Genomic DNA, 19,071 nt, shown 5'->3' with positions numbered 1-19,071 from the left:
GTGGCTATAAATCATATGCGGCATCGATTGGCTATGAGCCGCCTATGAAACTTCACGTCCGCCATGTCACTGATTACCGCTACACCTTGCCGCTACGTTACGCGCTGCAAACACTGTGGCTAACGCCTTCGTCCGGCCCGTCTCAAAACGTATTGTTTTGGAGTGTCGGCGCGCCGAAAAAACTGTTTCGTCAGCAAGATGCCTTTGGTAATACGATTGAAGACTACACCTTGGTGGCGAGCGAGAGTGACAACGTTCGCTGGAGTCTGGTTAACGCTGCTGGCGATATTGAAACCTTGGGTGTGCCCGAATTCGTCGATGCACCTAATTTGCCCCAACCGTATTTCTATCTGCGCGCAACCGCACTGGCTGAGCCGCATTTCAAACTGGCTGAATTTGGCCGCCAATTTTTAGCCCAAAGTGTGGACGGCAGCGCTGACCTGCAGGCTTTGCTGGCCTTAAGTCAGGGTGTGGCGAATGCGGTGAGTTATCGTAAAAACAGCAGCAACGTCAGCACCACTGCCATGCAAGCATTCGAGGCCGGTGCCGGTGTTTGCCAAGACCAAGCCCACGTCATGGTTGCCGTCTGCCGTAGCTTGGGCTATCCAGCTCGCTATGTCAGTGGTTATTTCTACGCCGCAAACGAGCCCGATTTGGCCAGTCATGCTTGGGTCGATGTTTGCCTAGATGTCGCCTCGCGGCGCTGGGTCAGTATTGACGTGACGCACAGTTGCCTGATTGATCAGCGCCACATACGCCTCGCGATGGGGACTGATTACAACGCCTGCCCGCCGATTAAAGGCGTGCGGCAGGGCGGGGGTGAGGAAAGTATGACGGTAAGCATAAGCATCGTGCAGGTATGAGCATCTTTTGTATTTTCTCGCGACCATCATTTGTGAAATCATTGGGCTGAGATTTTTGCTTGACCCGGTGCAAGCCCTGTTAATCGGCTAATCCTATACTTGGTTTATCCCACACAACATTCGCCGCTCGTCACTGTGACTACCAAGCAGTGCGACGCGTAGCGTGCAAGAAAGTATCAATATGAATTCCCGATTAAAAATACAAGATCTCTCCTTGGCTAACAAAAGCATGGTGGCTCAGCTAATTAGCGAAGACGTGCTGCGAGAGAAGTATTTCAAAGGTAACGAACAATCGGCCTCAGATGTGTTTGATCGCGTAGCCAAGGCCCTGGCCAGCATTGAACTGCCGGAAAAGCGCGAGCAGTACGAGCAACTGTTTCGCCGCAACTTGGACCTCGGTGCCATCGGTGCTGGCCGCATCATGAGCGCTGCAGGAAGCGGCATACAGGCCACTTTAATTAATTGTTTCGTGCAACCCGTCGGCGACTGCATTCAAGGTGTAGATGATGCGGGTTATCCCGGCATTTACGAGGCCTTGCGCGAAGCCGCTGAAACCATGCGCCGAGGCGGCGGTGTGGGTTATGACTTCTCCCGTATCCGCCCACGCGGCGCGCGTGTTCTCGGCACGGCGTCTACGGCTTCTGGTCCTTGCAGCTACATCAATGTGTTTGACCAGTCCTGCGCCACGGTAGAGAGCGCTGGCGCCCGACGTGGCGCCCAGATGGGTGTGCTGCGCATAGATCATCCGGATGTGATGGAGTTCATCACCGCTAAACGCACGCCGGGTCGCTGGAACAATTTCAATGTCTCTGTCGCCGTGAGCGACGAGTTCATGAATGCTGTAGAACAAGATCAAACTTGGGACTTAGTCCATGTCAAGCAGCCCAATGCAGCTCTTTGTGCTGATGGTGCGCATCAGCGCAAGGACATGCTTTGGGTCTACCAGACGCTGCAAGCACGTGCGTTGTGGGATGCCGTTATGCGCTCGACTTATGACTTTGCCGAACCCGGTATTTTGTTTTTAGATCAAATTAACCGAGACAACAATCTGCGCGCCATAGAAACCATCAGCGCCACAAACCCGTGCGGCGAGCAGCCGCTGCCGCCTTATGGCTGCTGTGATCTTGGGCCTATGATTTTGACCGGCTTTGTACGCAACGCCTTCGCCAAAGACACGCAAGCCTCATTTGACTTTGAAAGTTTCGCCAGCGCTGTCGCACTGCAAGTCAGAGCTCTAGACAATGTGCTCGAACTCACACATTGGCCAGTGCCGGCTCAACAGGCAGAAGCCCAAGCTAAACGTCGTATTGGTGTTGGCTTTACTGGCTTGGGTGATGCGCTGGTCATGCTTGGTCTGCGTTACAGCTCACCCGAGGGCCGTGATACGGCAAAGCGGATTGCAGAGTGCATGCGCGACAGCGCCTACACCGCCTCGGTCGCCTTAGCACGAGAAAAGGGCGTATTCCCCTTGTTCGACGCCAAGGCTTATCTTGAGCCGGGTACTTTTGCCAGCCGCCTGCCGGATTATCTGCAAGCCTCGATTCGCAAACACGGCATACGCAACAGCCACTTGTTGTCGATTGCGCCTACTGGTACTGTCAGTCTGGCGTTTGCCGACAATGCGTCGAATGGAATCGAGCCCGCATTTTCTTGGACATACACGCGCAAAAAACGCGAGTCTAACGGCGGTCACACTGAGTATGAGGTGCAAGACCATGCTTGGCGTCTGTATCAAGCAATGGGCGGCGATGTCAAAAATTTACCTGATTACTTTGAGACTGCCTTAGCGCTTAGCGCTGAAGACCATATAGCGATGATGGAAGTGGTTCAGCCCTTTGTGGACACTGCCATCTCTAAGACCGTCAATATCGCGGTTGACTATCCTTATGACCGTTTTAAGAGTCTCTACCAACAAGCTTGGCGCGCCGGGCTAAAGGGCATGGCGACTTATAGACCCAATGATATTTTGGGCTCTGTGCTGTCTGTCACGCCCACAACATCCACTACGCCGGCTACGCCAACAGCTGTCGCTGCGATCGCTCCCGCTGTAGTGGCGGCGACTGCAGACCCAATGCGCAGCGTAATCGAGAGTCGGCCTAAAGGTGCGCTAGATGCGGTAGCTGAAAAAGTTGAATATTGGACGCACGAAGGTCAGCAGACTCTGTATCTGGTGGTGTCTTTCCTGCCTGTTGCACAGCAAGGAAGTTCGGCCACTTCTGATCGTGCGATTGAATTTTTTATGCCGGTTGGACAGAACGCGCAGTCGCAGCAGTGGATAACAGCCAGCATGCGCTTGCTGTCGCTGGCTGCGCGCGGCGGCTTTTTAGACCGGGCTTTGAGCGATATGCGCAAAGTCGCTTGGGACAGAGGTCCTGTCCGCTTAGGTCAGCGCACGCGTGAAGACGGTAGTTTGATACCTTTGTGGCATGACTCTGAAGTCGCAGCGATTGCTTACGCGGTGCAAAACATTCTCGAACGCCGTAGCGGCACGCCATCGTTGCCGGGAATTGATGCTGTGGCAGAAACGCCCGCATCCGGGCCCGGCGTAATGGCTGGCAAAAAGTGCGATGAATGCGGCGCACATGCGGTAATCCGCAAAGATGGTTGCGAGTACTGCACGCAGTGCGGATTTGTGGGCGCTTGCGGTTAAGGTGTTTTCTTGATCTTTGGTGCGCTGCTTTTAAACCGTTCTGATGTTGGTTTCTGCAATCAAATCAGAACTTGTAGTGATCGCCTTGGCTTTGAGTCGTAAATCTTAAGCTTCAGTTTTGATAACGACGACGATGTCTTTTGTCGCCGGTGTCTACTTTTTTTTCAATCTTAGCTACCTCGTCCTGTGGGAGGGTCATACCTTCCTCTAAATAGATCACCGGATAGCGGAGAACGACTTTAAGTAAAAAAACATATGCACTCGTGATACAAACAATTTACAGGCAATTCTCAACCGCGTTGTGTGACAAGTTAGAGTCATCGGTTGCAATCAGAATTCGGTGCTACAACTGTTTATTCTTTGGTTTTGAAAACAGCTCACGCTTGCTTTTAAGCAAGCTGTGATGCTCGACTTTTTTAGGCCTTATAACTGCTCTTAACCTTCACTCATATCAAGCGCTTACTGCATTGCAAAATTTGCAACGTGTGATTCGCCTAAATCAGTGGCAGAACTGATGGTTGGCGATGCGCATGAGTTCTTCTGGTTTGTGTATTCGGATGTGACGCTGCTTAACTGCTAACGTACCGTCCCGGGCAAACTTTGAAAAAGTACGGCTCACAGTTTCAAGTTTTAAGCCTAAATAACTGCCAATTTCTTCACGCGTCATGCGCAGCACTATTTCTGATTCTGAGAAGCCGCGTGCTTGCAAGCGCTGCGTTAAATCGAGCAAAAATGTTGCCACGCGTTCTTCCGCTCGCAGACTGCCTAAATGCAACATTACACTGGCACTGCGCACAATTTCGCGACTTAAAATTTTATACATATGGTGTTGAAACACGTCCATTTCCTGCGCGACTTTTAGTACGCTTTCATATTTAATGACGCAGACCTCCGCGTCTTCTAGTGCAATCGCATCACAGCTGTGTTCAGATTTAACAATACCGTCTAGACCTGTGATCTCACCGGCCATTTGAAAACCTGAGACCTGTTCACGACCATCTTTCGTAGCGACGCAAGTTTTGAAAAAGCCGCTGCGAATGGCATACAGTGAGCTAAATTTGTCCCCGTTCCGAAATAAGTAATGGCCGCGCTGTACGCGTTGCCTGACGGTGATTAACTCGTCAATTCGTGCATAGTCCTTGTCGTTGAGACCGGCTGGTATGCAAAATCCACGAAGATTACATTTTGAGTAAGTCACGGTATTGGATGGTTTATTCATGTGAATTATTTTTATCTGTGTGTGAATTTTTAACACTTTTTTTTTGAAAAACACATCATTTATTTTTAAGTCTGTTCATAGACCGTCATGGTCCGCAAATTGCTTTGAAAACAATCCCACTAAGCTCTTACAATCTGGCAGATTTAATTTGCGCAGTGATAAGCGGCGCAGCTCTTATAGTTACTTTTAAAGGACTCAGAACGTCATGAATAAGTATTTGTGGTCTATATCTTTATCAGTCATTGCGCTGACCGCCTGTGGCAAAAACGATGCACCTGTCGCGGCAAAGCCCGCGCCGGCCTTAGCCAGTGCCGAGGAAAAAATACTCAATGTCTACAACTGGCCAGACTACATAGCCAAAGACATGGTGGCTAATTTTTCTAAAGAGACCGGTATCAAGGTCAACTACCAAACTTTTGAGAACAACGAGGCATTGCAAGCCAAGTTAGTCGCCGGTAATTCGGGCTACGACATCGTGGTGCCGGGGGCAGTTTTTGCCAAGCCGCAAATTGACGCTGGCTTATTGCTAAAGCTCGATAAAAGCAAGCTCGCTAACTACACAAATTTAGACCCTGCCATCATGGCCAAGCTGGGCGCTATTGACCCGGGTAATGACTACCTAGTGCCTTGGGCTTGGAGCTTTACGACAGTGGCTATTAATAAGGCCAAGGTTGCCAAAGCACTCGGCACTATGCCTATGCCGGTCAATGCTTGGGAGCTGGTGTTTAATCCGCTCTACACCGCCAAACTAAAAACTTGCGGCATTGTGTTGCTCGACTCGCCCACCGAGGTGATACCGCCGGCTATGCATTACCTTGGTAAAAATGCCTATTCCAACGACCCGCTCGATCATCAAGCCGCTGGCGCCATGTTGGCCAAGGTTAGGCCAGACATACGCTTTTTCTCTAGCACCATGATTGATGACTTGGCCAGTGGCAAGGCCTGCGTCGCACTCGGCTGGGCTGGCGACATCAATATTGCGCGCGCCCGGGCGATTGAGAATAAAAATGGTAATGAGGTCGAGGCCTTGCTGCCGTCTACCGGTGGATTGATATTTTTTGACAATCTGGCCATCCCCAAAGACGCCAAACATCCGAAAAATGCACTCGCCTTCATAAACTATTTTCTCCAAGCCGATGTTGCCGCTTCGCTGACCAATGAGCTCGGCTACGCTACTGCCAACAAGGCTAGCTTGGCATTGGTTAAACCTGAAATAGCCAAGGACCCAACCGTTTTTCCTGATTCAACAAATCTTGAAAAAATGCTGGTACCGTCTAGCTTTAGCAACGCGGCACGCGAATCCATGAGCAATGTTTTTACCCGTTTTAAAAAAGGCTGATGACTTGAATGTCGCAAGCCCCATCCGCATTGGATAACTACACGCCCGAGTTTGGTCACGCGCCTGTCGCTGGATTTTTACGCACCGAAAAACTCGTCAAGCGCTACGACGGCGTTGCCGTGGTGGACGAAGTCAGTCTGTCGATTCGTAAAGGTGAGGTATTCGCCTTACTCGGCAGTTCTGGCTGCGGTAAGTCGACACTTCTTCGTATGTTGGCGGGCTTTGAAAAGCCTAGCGCCGGCAGCATTGTGTTGGGCGGCGCAAATATTGTGGGTTTGCCGCCGCATGAGCGGCCCATCAATATGATGTTTCAGTCTTATGCATTGTTTCCTCATCTCAATGTCTGGGACAACATTGCTTTCGGTCTTAAGCGCGAAGGCATGGACAAGGCTTCAATCGCCGTGCGTGTTGACGAAATGCTCACCCTGACGCAGCTTGAAAGCTTTGCCAAACGAAAACCGCATCAACTCTCAGGCGGCCAACAGCAGCGCGTCGCTTTGGCACGCAGTTTGGCTAAGAAGCCGCAACTGCTGTTGCTCGATGAGCCTTTGGGCGCGTTAGATAAAAAACTTCGTGAGAGAACGCAGTTCGAGCTGGTCAATATTTTGCAATCAGTAGGTGTGACCTGTGTGATGGTCACCCATGATCAAGATGAGGCAATGGCTATGGCCTCGCGTATTGCGGTGATGAGCCAAGGACGCGTTCTGCAAGTCGGAACGCCACGAGAAATTTATGAGCATCCGAATTGCCGCTTTGTGGCGGACTTCATCGGTAATGTCAATTTGTTCGAAGGCCAGTTAAGCCTTGATGAGCCTGATTGCTGTGAACTCACAACCAATTTAGGTGTGATTCACGTCGGTCATGGGGTGAGTGGCTCGCTAGGCATGCCGGCTGCCGTTTCTCTGCGGCCCGAAAAAATCCATCTTTCTAAATCTAGACCAAATGTTGACGTTAACTTGTTCACTGGCAAAGTGCGGGAAATCGCTTACTTTGGCAGCTACAGCAGCTTTCTTGTGGATACGGCTGTGGCCAATGCCAATGATGCTGTGCAGTCTTTGTCTCAAACAATAAGCATACGTATTACTCAGTCAAACACCGCGCGCCAAGACAGCAGCCCGATAGATAAGAACGACCAAGTGTATTTCTGGTGGGATGCGGCCTCGCCTGTGGTGTTAACGCTGTAGCGCCATGAGTTTGTTTAAGTATTTTCAGTTTCAACTTGGTCGGCGCTTTGTGATTGCCGTGCCGTTTTTTTGGTTGCTACTGTTTTTTGCGTTGCCATTTTTGATTTTGCTGCGTATCAGCGTGACTGATATGGGCAATGGGGTAGACCCATTTGCGCCACTCTTTGAAAGTGCGCCCAGCAGTTTGAAAATACTGCTTAAGCCACAAAACTACATCTCGATTTTCAGTGATGGCCAAAGCGACATCACGCTTTATTTGCAGGCCTATCTGACTTCGCTCAAATACGCTTTTCTCACTACTTTTTTCTGTTTGATTTTTGGTTATCCGTTTGCTTACTTTTTGGCACGTGCCAAACCCACGATTAGGCCAGCGCTCTTAATGCTGGTGATGCTGCCGTTTTGGACTTCTTTTTTATTGCGTGTGTATGCTTGGAAAGGTATTTTGGCTGACCAAGGCATTATCAATAACGCTTTGCTTGCGCTGGGCATTATTCATCAGCCTTTAATCATGCTTTATACCGATGTGTCTATGTTGATAGGCATGACTTATGTCTACATTCCTTTTATGATTTTGCCCCTGTATGCCAACTTGGTGAAGATGGACATGCGTTTGCTGGAGGCGGCACACGACTTGGGCGCTAGCGCTTGGTCTGCGTTTTGGTTGGTGACTGTGCCGCTCAGTCGTGGCGGTATTGTTGCCGGCTCTATGCTGGTATTTATCCCTTGTATCGGTGAGTTTGTGATTCCCTCTCTTTTGGGCGGGGCTGAAAACTTAATGATTGGTCGGGTTGTGTGGGACGAGATGTTTAGCAGTAATAACTGGCCGCGTGCTGCAGCGCTCTCCGTTGTGATGATTGTGCTTATCTTGTTGCCCCTGGCTCTGTATTACCGCTACAGCAATGCGAGTCAAGATGAAAGTCGGGTTTAACATGCGAGCACTGGATTACTGGTTGCAAAGAAACATGGCTCGCTTGTGGCTGGGCTTGGTGTTTTTGTTTCTGAATATACCGCTGATTTTTTTAATTGTTTTTTCATTCAATAGCACCCGGCAAGACGGTGTTTTTACCGGATTTTCTCTGCGTTGGTATCAGGCTTTGGTGGATGACTCTCAGCTTGTCGCCGGATTTTTTCTCTCGCTTAAGGTGGCTTTGATTACGGCTTGTTTCTCAGTGCTACTGGGTTGCTTTGCAGCTTTCGTACTGGTGCGTTACAAGCGTTTTTCAGGCCGCACCTTGTTTTATGGAATGGTCAATGCGCCACTGGTCATGCCTGAGGTCATTATTGGTTTGTCGCTGCTGCTGCTTTCTGTCGCAGTGCAACGCGCCATTGGTTGGCCAGAGCGCGGCGTGGCGACGATTGTCATAGGCCACACTTTGTTGGGCATGGCCTATGCGACGGTGGTGATTAAGTCGCGCTTGGCAGAGATGGATTTGTCGCTGGAGGACGCGGCCAAAGACTTAGGTTGCCGGCCCGTGCAAGTATTTTTTCTGGTTACTTTGCCATGTATCACACCTGCTTTGGTGTCAGCGTGGCTGCTTACTTTTACGCTGTCTTTTGATGATGTGGTGATTTCAGAATTTTTATCTGGCCCAGGCGTGACAACGCTGCCACAGGTTATTTTTAGCTACGCCAGACGCGGCCTGAATCCTTCGGTTTATGCTGCCGCTACGCTGCTGATTGCAACGGTGTCTATAGGCATCATTGTTTACAGCCTGCTTATGCTGCGTCGGCAAAGGCGGCAAAGACTGGAACAGCAAGAAAAGTGACTTAAAAAAACTAGCGACGCGAGGCCGGCAAGGTCGCGAGCAACACGCCTGCCAAAGCGATCGCAAATGCCAGACCCTGCACTCGGTTAAGTTGCTCTCCTAGCACCAGTACACCGACAGCCGCTGCGCTAACCGGTAGTAGTACTGTGAAGATACCGGCTTGACTTGCCGCCACCAGCTTAAGACCTGTCATCCACAACCAAACAGTCCATACGCTGGCTGACATGGCGTAGAACATCAGTAGCAACCAGCTGTGAAGCTGAACCGCGCCAAAATCAAAGTCTATTGCTACCCACAAGCCAAAGGGTGTGACAAGTGCAAAGCCCCAAAGGTTTATTAATGATGTGATTCGCTTGGGGCTTAGCACGCCGGTGAGCTGTTTACCAATCACGGCGTAAGCGGCCTCGCAAAGTACCGCTGCCATCAAGAGTAAATTGCCTAGCCAAGCTTGGCTGTTTAGCGGTTGAGAAGTCTCTAAACCTTGATTCTTTGACAGCGAAACCAAGCTGATTCCTAGCACTGCACAGGCCACTGCAGCCCATATTCGCAGACTTATTTTCTCGCGCAAAATGATCCAGCTAAGAAGGGCCACTGCGGCGGGAATGGCGGCCATGATGACGCCCGCAGCCAAAGCGCTGGTCAGGCTCACCCCGTACAGCATGCAAATGGAGAACAGGAAATTGCCTAGAAAAGATTCAAGAAACAATAGGCGCTTGGTGAGCTGTGTCATGGGCGCTTCAAAGGCCGGCTTTTTAAGCCAGCGCAGCATGGCTGCTGTGCCTATACCAAAACGTAGCCAAGCCAGCAAAAAGACGGGCAGGGCAGCAACCAAGGGTTTGGAGAGGGCTACATAGCTGCCAACCAGAGTCATGCTCAAGGCGAGACAGGCAAAGGCGGCGAAGCGATTCATCAATTTTTTCTGTATTGCGTTAATTAATCGAGATTGTGCCGTTTAAATTTCATATTCAACATAGTGCTTTTTATAATATGAAAAATTTAATTGTTGCGCTGCAAAAATATTTCTCGATATAAGAGACGACATTTTGTATTGTGGCAAAAGCAAAAATAACTGTTGATTTAATTGAATTTAATTTTTATCTTATATAAGACATAAGAGTAAAAATAGTCTTGTAGAAGACTTAAACTAGACCCAGACCAGAAATCAAATCGTTTAGTTTCAAACTCTTCTTAACCTACGGAGCGCACCATGACCCAACACCATACTGAAGTATCAAGCCGCGAAGAACAAATCGCCGCCCTTGAAAAAGACTGGGCAACCAACCCCCGCTGGAAAGGCATTAAGCGCGGTTACACGGCAGCGGATGTGGTTCGTCTGCGCGGCTCCTTCCCAATCGAGCACACCTTGGCTCGCCGCGGTGCCGAAAAGCTTTGGAATTTGGTTAACACAGAAGCCTATGTGAACTGCCTTGGTGCTCTGACGGGTGGTCAAGCCATGCAACAAGTTAAGGCTGGCGTGAAAGCCATTTACCTGTCGGGATGGCAAGTCGCTGCAGATAACAACGGCTACGCCGCTATGTACCCAGACCAATCTTTGTACCCAGTCGATTCGGTGCCAAAAGTCGTTGAGCGTATCAACAACACGTTCCGCCGTGCGGACGAAATCCAACATGCCAAAGGCATTGACGCTGGCGACAAGGGCTATATCGATAACTTCGCCCCCATCGTTGCCGATGCTGAAGCTGGTTTTGGCGGCGTGCTGAATGCATTTGAATTGATGAAAGCCATGATTAATTCTGGCGCTGCTGGTGTTCACTTTGAAGACCAACTCGCATCAGTTAAAAAATGCGGTCACATGGGTGGCAAGGTGTTGGTGCCTACTGCAGAGGCTTGCCAAAAGTTGATTGCGGCCCGTATGGCAGCTGACGTTTGCGGCGTACCTACTTTGGTGATTGCCCGTACTGATGCAGAAGCTGCTGACTTACTCACCAGCGACTACGACGAAAACGACAAGCCATTCATTACCGGCGAGCGCACAGCAGAAGGCTTTTACAAAACCCGTAAAGGCATGGACCAGGCGATTAGTCGCGCTATTGCTTATGCCCATTACGCTGATTTGGTCTGGTGCGAGACTGGCACGCCTGACCTTGAGTTCGCCAAGAAATTTGCCGAAGCAGTGCACAAAGTTCACCCCGGAAAAATGTTGGCCTACAACTGCTCGCCGTCGTTTAACTGGAAGAAAAACCTTGACGATGCAACCATTGCCAAGTTCCAGAAAGAACTAGGCGCCATGGGTTACAAGTACCAGTTCATCACCTTGGCCGGCATTCATTCGATGTGGTACAACATGTTCGACTTGGCGCAAGACTATGTAGCACGCGGTATGACGGCTTACATTGAGAAAGTGCAAGAGCCAGAATTTGCAGCTCGTGATCGTGGCTACACATTTGTGTCCCATCAGCAAGAAGTCGGCACTGGTTACTTTGACGAAGTAACGACTGTGATTCAGGGCGGAAAGTCCAGCGTTACTGCATTGACAGGTTCAACCGAAGAAGAGCAGTTCCACTAAAAATCTTTAATGCGCTCTGATGACTTAGAGCGTTGATTGGTCAAAACCCGGCGAGCATTAAGATGCTTTTGCCGGGTTTTTTATTTTGCTTTTATGGCCTTTAGTGGGCTTGTGACATGTCTATCAGGCTGCTTAATCAAAGGGTGGGCAAAGCTGCCGTAAAATACATGCATGTTTGCTTTTCTACTGCCAACCCCATCGACTTGTCTTTTGACATTGCAGCGAACTCGACGCTCACACGCCTCAACTGATTAAGCCCTGCCGGCCAAGCCAGTTAACTAGTTTTGAGTCATCAAACTAAATTACTCTTCGGATAACTTTCATAGCGCGGCAGGTTCCGCGCTTTTTGTTGTCTCCAACGCTCTAAAGTCCATTACATGATTCAGATCACGCTTCCAGACGCATCACAGCGCGAATTTCCTCAGGCCGTTACCGTGGCTGAAGTCGCTGCCTCCATTGGCGCAGGCTTGGCTAAAGCTGCATTGGGCGGCAAAGTCGACGGTAAAGTGGTTGACACCAGTTTTCTGATCGAAAAAGACAGTGCCCTTAGCATCATCACCGCCAAGGATGCGGACGGCCTAGACTTGATTCGCCACTCTACCGCTCACTTGTTGGCCTATGCCGTCAAAGAATTGTTCCCCGATGCACAGGTGACGATTGGCCCGGTGATTGAAAACGGTTTCTTCTACGACTTTTCCTACAAGCGCCCCTTCACGCCCGACGATTTGATCGCTATCGAAAAGCGTATGACCGAACTCGCGGCCAAGGACGAAGCCGTCACACGCCGCGTATTGCCACGCGACGCGGCAGTGGAGCATTTCAAAAGCCAAGGTGAGTTTTACAAAGCTGAGATTATTGCCAGCATCCCAGCAAACGAAGATGTCTCGCTTTACCGCGAAGGTGATTTTGAAGATTTGTGCCGTGGCCCGCATGTACCCAGCACCGGCAAGCTTAAGTTTTTCAAGCTCATGAAGTTAGCTGGTGCCTATTGGCGCGGTGACCACAAAAACGAGATGCTGCAACGCATCTACGGCACGGCTTGGGCGACTAAAGATGACTTGCAAAACTACTTACTTCAACTAGAAGAAGCTGAAAAGCGTGACCACCGTAAGTTAGGCCGAGAGCTGGATTTATTTCACATTGATGATCACGCGCCCGGCCTAGTCTTTTGGCATCCCAAGGGTTGGACTATTTGGCAAGGCGTTGAGCAATACATGCGCAAGGTCTACCAAGACAATGGATATCAAGAGGTCAAAGGCCCACAAGTTATAGACAAGACTTTGTGGGAGAAAACAGGTCACTGGGACAAGTACCGCGACAACATGTTCACGACCGAGAGCGAAAAGCGTGAATATGCGCTCAAGCCTATGAACTGCCCCGGTCACATTTTGATTTTCAAGCAAGGCATTAAGAGCTACCGCGATTTGCCATTGCGTTATGGCGAGTTCGGTCAATGCCATCGCAATGAGCCTTCGGGCGGTCTGCACGGCATCATGCGTGTGCGTGGTTTTACCCAAGACGACGGCCATATTTTTTGCACTGAGTCGCAAATTCTCAAAGAATGTGTCGACTACACAACCTTGCTGCAAAAGGTCTACACCGACTTTGGTTTTAAAAACATCATTTACAAAGTCGCGACGCGTCCAGAAGCCCGTATTGGTTCAGACGAAAGTTGGGACAAAGCCGAGCATGCCTTGATGGAAAGTCTGCGTGCATCCGGTTGCGAATTTGAAGTATCTCCAGGCGACGGTGCGTTCTACGGACCTAAGATCGAATACACGTTAAAAGACGCGATTGGCCGTCAGTGGCAGTGCGGCACTATGCAAGTCGACTTCTCAATGCCCGAGCGACTCGATGCTGAATACGTGGGCGAAGACGGCGCCCGTCACCGACCTGTCATGCTGCATCGCGCGATTGTTGGCAGCCTTGAGCGCTTCATCGGAATACTGATTGAGGAGCACGCTGGCGCGATACCTACTTGGCTAGCGCCGGAACAAGTTTGCGTACTTACGATTACAGATGCACAAGCTGATTACGCACGCGAAGTGGCAAAGACACTGCAAAATCAAGGGATAAGAGTCAAATTAGATCTCAGGAACGAGAAAATAACGTATAAAATACGAGAGCACTCGTTACAAAAGCCCCCTTATATTCTTGTTCTTGGTGACAAGGAAAAAGAAGCCGGCGCAGTAGCAGTAAGAGCCCGCGGTAATAAAGACCTTGGCGTCATGTCACTAGCAGCATTTGCAGCGCAAATCGCTACGGACATTGCACAAAAAACCTGATCAGATTTAACGCTCAAGCAAACATTGTTGAGCGTTTTTGGTTCATCTTTATCATCTCATTGGGCAAAGCCGCTATAGCTTTTATAGCAAGCATTGAAGGACAAAAACCATCGCTACAGAATTTCGTGACCGTCGTCACCGCGAAGAACGCAAGCACCGCTTGAACCGTGAAATCATGGCTCCCGAAGTGCGTCTCTCTGGCCCCGATAACGAGCCTTTGGGCATCGTCAATTTGATGGAGGCATTGCGTCTAGCAGGTGAATATGATGTTGATCTGGTGGAGATTTCTCCAACAGCGGTTCCACCCGTTTGTAGATTAATGGATTACGGCAAGTTCAAATATGCCGAGCAGAAAAAAGCGGCGGACGCCAAATCCAAGCAAAAAGTTATCGAGATTAAGGAAATTAAATTCCGCCCCGGTACTGATGATGGTGACTACAACATCAAGTTGCGAAATATCAAGCGTTTTCTAGATGATGGCGATAAGTGCAAGATTACTCTGCGCTTTCGTGGTCGGGAAATTACTCACCAAGAAATCGGTTTGGCTTTACTTGCACGTATTCGTGATGAGCTCGCCGATCTGATATTGGTTGAGCAGTTTCCAAAACTAGAAGGTCGTCAAATGGTCATGATGATTGCACCGGGTCGTAAAAAACCAGGCGCCAAACAGTCAACAGAAGCTGCTGCTAGCACTTCTTAATGCGGCGCATAAAAATTAAAAGGGCTGGCTGTAAAGCTATCCCTTAAAGTCAGAGTAGAATCCGTCTTTCGACTGAAGAAAGCCATGCGCTTTTTTCGCCAAGGCTGCGGGCAGCGAGAAGCTAAAACTTCTCGGAGCTGGCGGCCTTTATAAGTGTCTCGGGGCCGTCAAGTCTGCGTAGGTTCGCAGCGCCTCACGAGCACAAATCAAAAGGAGCATTTATATGCCCAAAATGAAGACCAAGAGCGGCGCTAAAAAGCGTTTCCGAGTTCGTCCAGGTGGCACGGTCAAACGTGGTCAAGCCTTCAAACGTCACATTCTGACTAAGAAGACCACCAAGAACAAGCGTCAATTGCGTGGATCAGTAGCTGTTCATGAGACCAATATGGGTCACATGGCACAGATGCTTCCAGGCCGTGGCATTTAATTTAACAACGTTCAGGAGTAATTAAATGCCTCGCGTCAAACGTGGTGTAACGGCTCGCGCCCGCCACAAAAAAATCATAGCCCTTGCAAAAGGTTTTCGCGGTCGCCGCGGTAATGTCTTCCGCGTCGCTAAAGAAGCGGTAATGAAGGCTGGGCAATATGCCTACCGTGACCGTCGTACCAAGAAACGTGTTTTCCGCCGCTTGTGGATTGCCCGTATCAATGCAGCCAGCCGTTCGTTCGGCATCACCTACAGCCAGTTCGCTAACGGATTGCGCAAAGCCGGTATCGAGATTGACCGTAAGGTTTTGTCCGATATGGCGATTCACGACAGTGCCGCATTTGGCGCCATCGTCGACCAGGTCAAAGCCAAATTGGCTGCTGCCTGATTTTCAAACCTAGTTGCTGTCTGATTCATAGCGGCTGGTAAGAAAATAAAGGGCCAGAGCTTGAAAAGGCTCTGGCCCTTTTTTCATTCAGGCCTGCCGGCTCTATCACCCGCAGCTGCCTACGCAGCACAAAATGCATACAAGAATTCAGAAATAATTTATGACCCAAGACTTAGCCCTGAATGAATTGGTGACCAGCGCCAAAGCCAGTTTTAATCTCGCCGCCATGCCGGCCGATCTGGAAAATGCCAAGGCCCAGTTCCTCGGCAAAGCCGGCCGCATCACCGAATTGATGAAGGGTTTGGCGCAGCTGCCCGTTGATGAGAAAAAGTCGCGCGGTGCGGCTATCAATCTGGCCAAACAGGCGATTGAAGCGGCTTTAAATGAGCGTCGTCAAGCACTAGCCGACGCTGAGCTTGACCTACAACTCAAAGCTGAAGCCCTAGACGTGAGCTTGCCCGGCCGCCAGCGCGCGCAAGGCGGATTACACCCTGTGTCACTCACGCTAGAGCGCATAGAAGCCATATTCGGTTCCATGGGTTTCGATGTTGCCCAAGGGCCAGAAATAGAAACCGACTGGTTTAATTTCACCGCGCTCAATACGCCTGAAGATCATCCGGCTCGTTCCATGCACGACACTTTTTATGTCGAAGGCGGCACTGAGTCTGCACCTAATTTACTGCGCACGCACACCAGCCCGATGCAAATTCGTTACGCCGTGCAGCATGTTAAAAAGCACCGCGCAGCTATTGATGCTGGCGAACGCATGCCAGAAATTCGTGTCATCGCTCCAGGTCGCACTTACCGTGTTGACAGCGACGCGACGCATTCACCCATGTTCCACCAGTGCGAAGGCCTGTGGATTGGTGAGAACGTGAGCTTTAAAGATTTGAAATATGTGTTCACGGATTTTTGCCGCACATTTTTTGAGTCTGATGACTTGGTGCTGCGCTTTCGTCCCAGCTTTTTCCCTTTCACCGAGCCCAGTGCAGAGATAGACATACAGTTCCAAACCGGCCCACTCGCCGGCCGTTGGTTGGAGGTGGCAGGATCGGGTCAAGTCCATCCCAATGTAGTGCGCAACATGGGGCTTGATCCTGAAAAATACATCGGTTTTGCTTTTGGTATGGGGCCAGATCGTTTGACTATGCTGCGTTACGGCGTGAATGACTTACGCTTGTTTTTTGACGGTGATGTGCGCTTTTTATCGCAATTCTCATCCTGATTAAATCCAAAAAAATAAGCTGAAAGCACATAATGCAATTTCCTGAATCCTGGTTGCGCGAATTTTGCAACCCCTCTTTGAGCACTGAACAACTCGCTCACACCTTGACTATGGCTGGCCTAGAAGTCGAAGAACTCAAGCCTGTTGCTCCGCCGTTTAACCATATTGTGGTCGGTCAAATCGTCGATGCACAACAACACCCGAATGCCGATCGTCTGCGCATTTGTCAGGTTGATGTGGGCCGTAGTGATTTTCTAAGCATTGTTTGTGGTGCGCCTAATGCGCGCGTTGGTATTCGAGTGCCTTGCGCACTAGTTGGCGCAGAACTACCACCCGGTGAAGACGGCAAACCTTTCTTGATAAAGTTGGGAATGTTGCGCGGTGTTGAAAGTCAGGGCATGTTGTGCTCAGCTCGCGAGCTAAAACTCAGCGAAGATCATGGCGGCCTAATGGAGTTGGCTGATGATGCCCAACCCGGTCAAGATATTCGTGAGTATTTAAAGCTCGACGACACTTTATTCACGCTCAAACTCACCCCAAATTTGGCGCATTGCTTGAGCATTTACGGCGTAGCCCGTGAGGTCTCTGCGTTGACCGGTTCACCACTTAAAGCGCTGAGTTTTCCAAGCGTTGCGGTTGGCGATGAAAGTCGTTTGTCCGTCAAGATCAGTGCCCCCGATTTGTGCGGCCGTTTTTCGGGTCGTGTGCTGCGCAGCGTTAACACTAAAGCGGTGACACCTACTTGGATGGTGGACAGGTTGGCGCGTTGCGGCCAACGCAGCGTGACTGCATTGGTCGATATTTCTAACTACGTGATGTTTGAGTTGGGCCGACCTACACATATTTTTGACCTTGACAAAATTCATGGTGGCCTCGATGTGCGTTGGGGAAAAGCCGGTGAGACGCTTAAATTACTTAACGGCAATACCGTCACAGTTGACGAAAAAGTCGGTGTCATTGCTGACGATATTCAAGTCGAATCTCTGGCTGGCATCATGGGTGGCGACGCGACTTCGGTTACGGATGAGACGCAAAATATTTACGTCGAAGCCGCCTTTTGGTGGCCTAAAGCTATTGCTGGCCGATCACGCCGCTACAATTTTTCTACCGATGCGGGTCATCGTTTTGAGCGCGGTGTAGATGCAGGTCACACCACTGAACATCTAGAACGCATCACGCAATTAATTCTTGATATCTGCGGCCTGCCTGAGACGGTTTGCGGACCCATGGACGATATTCAGGTCAACATCCCCAAGTCAGTGCCAGTCACATTACGTGTCGCTCGTGCCGCCAAGGTTTTGGGTATGCCGGTCTCGCAGGCTCAATGTTTAGATGCTTTGCAGCGCTTGGGTTTAGACGTCAAAGAAGGGGAGGGCACTTTAACAGTAACCCCGCCAAGCTTTCGCTTTGACTTGCAAATCGAAGAAGACTTGATTGAAGAAGTCGTGCGCATGTTGGGCTACGATAATTTGCCAGCTACACCGCCGCTTGCGCCCATCACCGCTAGGGTTCGCCCTGAGTCAGAGCGTAGTCCGTTCGCTGTGCGCCGCGCACTGGCTGGTTTGGGTTATCAAGAAACGATTAATTTTAGTTTTGTGGAAGAGCGCTGGGAGCACGAACTCGCTGGCAACGCCAACCCAATCAAACTGCTCAATCCGATTGCTAGCCAGATGAGCGTGATGCGTTCTTCGTTGTTGGGCTCATTGCTGCAAGTGCTTAAGTTTAATCTTGACCGTAAAGCACCGCGCATAAATGTGTTTGAACTAGGTCATGTTTTTTTGCGTGATGCGAATAGCCAGAACACGGATACCACGGTGGCCGGATTCAACCAGCCCATGCGTATAAGTGGTTTAGCCTATGGTCCACGTTCACCCACGCATTGGGGGCAAGCGGATAAAGCCGTCGATTTCTTCGATATCAAAGGCGATGTGCAGGCCTTGCTCGCACCTTTGCAAGCCGAGTTTTCACCTGCAGAACATCCTGCGATGCATCCTGGACGCTGCGCTTGCGTAAGCCTCAATGGCAAGGCTATTGGTTTTGTGGGTGAGCTTCACCCTAAGTGGCGTCAGAGCTACGAATTGGCGCTTGCGCCGCTGCTGTTTGAGCTTGACTTGGAGGCGGTGCTGCAACGCCCAGTGCCTGAATTCTCGCCTGTCAGCAAGTTGCAACCAGTCGAGCGCGATATTGCTGTAATCGTCGCTGAAAGTGTTACCCATGCTGACTTGGTGCGTACTATCAATGGCGCACAAACCCAAGGCCGCTTGCTGCGTGCCCAACTATTCGATGTCTACCGGCCCGTGGCTGGCAATACCAGTTTGCAAATGGGTGAAAAAAGCTTGGCAGTTCGACTTATTCTTTCGGGCGGTACAGCTACACTGACTGAGGATGATATTGAGTCTGCTGTGCAGTCCGTGCTCACCAGCTTACAGCGTGAATTACAAGCACGCTTGCGCGCATGATGGATAGTGGAGACAAACACAACATTCTGCTAAGCGCAG

General features: G+C 50.2%; 15 protein-coding genes. 13 read left to right on the top strand and 2 right to left on the bottom strand.

What is annotated here, in order from left to right:
• Positions 1 to 44: 44 nt before the first annotated feature.
• A complete protein-coding gene (locus HC248_RS09860) occupies positions 45 to 863 on the top strand; it encodes a transglutaminase family protein (RefSeq protein ID WP_168922319.1) in 819 nt (272 codons plus the stop codon).
• Between the two features lie 181 nt (positions 864 to 1,044).
• Positions 1,045 to 3,513: an adenosylcobalamin-dependent ribonucleoside-diphosphate reductase gene (locus HC248_RS09855; RefSeq protein ID WP_168922318.1), complete on the top strand. Its 2,469-nt coding sequence runs from the start codon at positions 1,045 to 1,047 to the stop codon at positions 3,511 to 3,513.
• A gap of 499 nt (positions 3,514 to 4,012) precedes the next feature.
• Here the strand turns inward: HC248_RS09855 and HC248_RS09850 are convergent, their stop codons facing one another.
• Positions 4,013 to 4,732: a helix-turn-helix domain-containing protein gene (locus tag HC248_RS09850; protein WP_168922317.1), complete on the bottom strand. Its 720-nt coding sequence runs from the start codon at positions 4,730 to 4,732 to the stop codon at positions 4,013 to 4,015.
• A gap of 205 nt (positions 4,733 to 4,937) precedes the next feature.
• On the opposite strand from HC248_RS09850, the gene HC248_RS09845 reads away from it, so the two are divergent.
• The 4 genes from HC248_RS09845 to HC248_RS09830 are packed head-to-tail and all read left to right on the top strand — an operon-like array spanning position 4,938 to position 9,021.
• On the top strand, positions 4,938 to 6,071 hold the full coding sequence (locus HC248_RS09845) for an extracellular solute-binding protein (RefSeq protein WP_168922316.1): 1,134 nt from the start codon (positions 4,938 to 4,940) through the stop codon (positions 6,069 to 6,071).
• A gap of 8 nt (positions 6,072 to 6,079) precedes the next feature.
• Positions 6,080 to 7,255, top strand: coding sequence for an ABC transporter ATP-binding protein (locus tag HC248_RS09840; RefSeq protein ID WP_168922315.1), 1,176 nt, complete (start codon positions 6,080 to 6,082; stop codon positions 7,253 to 7,255).
• 4 nt (positions 7,256 to 7,259) lie between these two features.
• Entirely contained in the window at positions 7,260 to 8,183 is a 924-nt protein-coding gene (locus HC248_RS09835) for an ABC transporter permease (RefSeq protein WP_168922314.1), read from the top strand.
• A 1-nt stretch (position 8,184) separates the two neighbouring features.
• Entirely contained in the window at positions 8,185 to 9,021 is an 837-nt protein-coding gene (locus tag HC248_RS09830) for an ABC transporter permease (RefSeq protein WP_168922313.1), read from the top strand.
• Positions 9,022 to 9,031: 10 nt separating this feature from the next.
• Here the strand turns inward: HC248_RS09830 and HC248_RS09825 are convergent, their stop codons facing one another.
• A complete protein-coding gene (locus HC248_RS09825) occupies positions 9,032 to 9,931 on the bottom strand; it encodes a DMT family transporter (RefSeq protein WP_168922312.1) in 900 nt (299 codons plus the stop codon).
• Between the two features lie 297 nt (positions 9,932 to 10,228).
• Between HC248_RS09825 and aceA the strand changes: the two genes are divergently transcribed.
• From aceA to pheT, 7 genes are all read left to right on the top strand, one after another.
• Positions 10,229 to 11,548 (top strand): isocitrate lyase, encoded by a 1,320-nt coding sequence (aceA, locus tag HC248_RS09820; RefSeq protein ID WP_168922311.1) that lies wholly within the window; start codon positions 10,229 to 10,231, stop codon positions 11,546 to 11,548.
• A 377-nt stretch (positions 11,549 to 11,925) separates the two neighbouring features.
• Entirely contained in the window at positions 11,926 to 13,833 is a 1,908-nt protein-coding gene (gene thrS / locus HC248_RS09815) for a threonine--tRNA ligase (protein ID WP_168922310.1), read from the top strand.
• Positions 13,834 to 13,942: 109 nt separating this feature from the next.
• Positions 13,943 to 14,533 (top strand): translation initiation factor IF-3, encoded by a 591-nt coding sequence (infC, locus tag HC248_RS09810; RefSeq protein ID WP_168923775.1) that lies wholly within the window; start codon positions 13,943 to 13,945, stop codon positions 14,531 to 14,533.
• 223 nt (positions 14,534 to 14,756) lie between these two features.
• Positions 14,757 to 14,960: a 50S ribosomal protein L35 gene (gene rpmI / locus HC248_RS09805; RefSeq protein WP_011802230.1), complete on the top strand. Its 204-nt coding sequence runs from the start codon at positions 14,757 to 14,759 to the stop codon at positions 14,958 to 14,960.
• 25 nt (positions 14,961 to 14,985) lie between these two features.
• Positions 14,986 to 15,348, top strand: coding sequence for a 50S ribosomal protein L20 (gene rplT / locus HC248_RS09800; RefSeq protein WP_168922309.1), 363 nt, complete (start codon positions 14,986 to 14,988; stop codon positions 15,346 to 15,348).
• A 160-nt stretch (positions 15,349 to 15,508) separates the two neighbouring features.
• Complete coding sequence (gene pheS / locus HC248_RS09795) at positions 15,509 to 16,573, top strand: phenylalanine--tRNA ligase subunit alpha (protein ID WP_420371981.1); 1,065 nt, start codon at positions 15,509 to 15,511, stop codon at positions 16,571 to 16,573.
• A gap of 32 nt (positions 16,574 to 16,605) precedes the next feature.
• Positions 16,606 to 19,032 (top strand): phenylalanine--tRNA ligase subunit beta, encoded by a 2,427-nt coding sequence (pheT, locus tag HC248_RS09790; protein WP_168922308.1) that lies wholly within the window; start codon positions 16,606 to 16,608, stop codon positions 19,030 to 19,032.
• Positions 19,033 to 19,071: the final 39 nt, after the last annotated feature.

The sequence above is a fragment of the Polaromonas vacuolata genome (assembly GCF_012584515.1).
Taxonomy (GTDB): Bacteria; Pseudomonadota; Gammaproteobacteria; order Burkholderiales; family Burkholderiaceae_C; genus Polaromonas; species Polaromonas vacuolata.
Note: the sequence above shows the minus strand (reverse complement) of the source record. Positions and strands in the feature narration are given on the sequence as shown.

Excerpts from the sequence above, each read along its gene's own strand:
- HC248_RS09860 (WP_168922319.1), top strand. The coding sequence starts at position 45 with ATGAAACTTCACGTCCGCCATGTCACTGATTACCGCTACACCTTGCCG.
- HC248_RS09855 (WP_168922318.1), top strand. The coding sequence starts at position 1,045 with ATGAATTCCCGATTAAAAATACAAGATCTCTCCTTGGCTAACAAAAGC.
- HC248_RS09850 (WP_168922317.1), bottom strand. The coding sequence starts at position 4,732 with ATGAATAAACCATCCAATACCGTGACTTACTCAAAATGTAATCTTCGT.
- HC248_RS09845 (WP_168922316.1), top strand. The coding sequence starts at position 4,938 with ATGAATAAGTATTTGTGGTCTATATCTTTATCAGTCATTGCGCTGACC.
- HC248_RS09840 (WP_168922315.1), top strand. The coding sequence starts at position 6,080 with ATGTCGCAAGCCCCATCCGCATTGGATAACTACACGCCCGAGTTTGGT.
- HC248_RS09835 (WP_168922314.1), top strand. The coding sequence starts at position 7,260 with ATGAGTTTGTTTAAGTATTTTCAGTTTCAACTTGGTCGGCGCTTTGTG.
- HC248_RS09830 (WP_168922313.1), top strand. The coding sequence starts at position 8,185 with ATGCGAGCACTGGATTACTGGTTGCAAAGAAACATGGCTCGCTTGTGG.
- HC248_RS09825 (WP_168922312.1), bottom strand. The coding sequence starts at position 9,931 with ATGAATCGCTTCGCCGCCTTTGCCTGTCTCGCCTTGAGCATGACTCTG.
- aceA (WP_168922311.1), top strand. The coding sequence starts at position 10,229 with ATGACCCAACACCATACTGAAGTATCAAGCCGCGAAGAACAAATCGCC.
- thrS (WP_168922310.1), top strand. The coding sequence starts at position 11,926 with ATGATTCAGATCACGCTTCCAGACGCATCACAGCGCGAATTTCCTCAG.
- rpmI (WP_011802230.1), top strand. The coding sequence starts at position 14,757 with ATGCCCAAAATGAAGACCAAGAGCGGCGCTAAAAAGCGTTTCCGAGTT.
- rplT (WP_168922309.1), top strand. The coding sequence starts at position 14,986 with ATGCCTCGCGTCAAACGTGGTGTAACGGCTCGCGCCCGCCACAAAAAA.
- pheS (WP_420371981.1), top strand. The coding sequence starts at position 15,509 with ATGACCCAAGACTTAGCCCTGAATGAATTGGTGACCAGCGCCAAAGCC.
- pheT (WP_168922308.1), top strand. The coding sequence starts at position 16,606 with ATGCAATTTCCTGAATCCTGGTTGCGCGAATTTTGCAACCCCTCTTTG.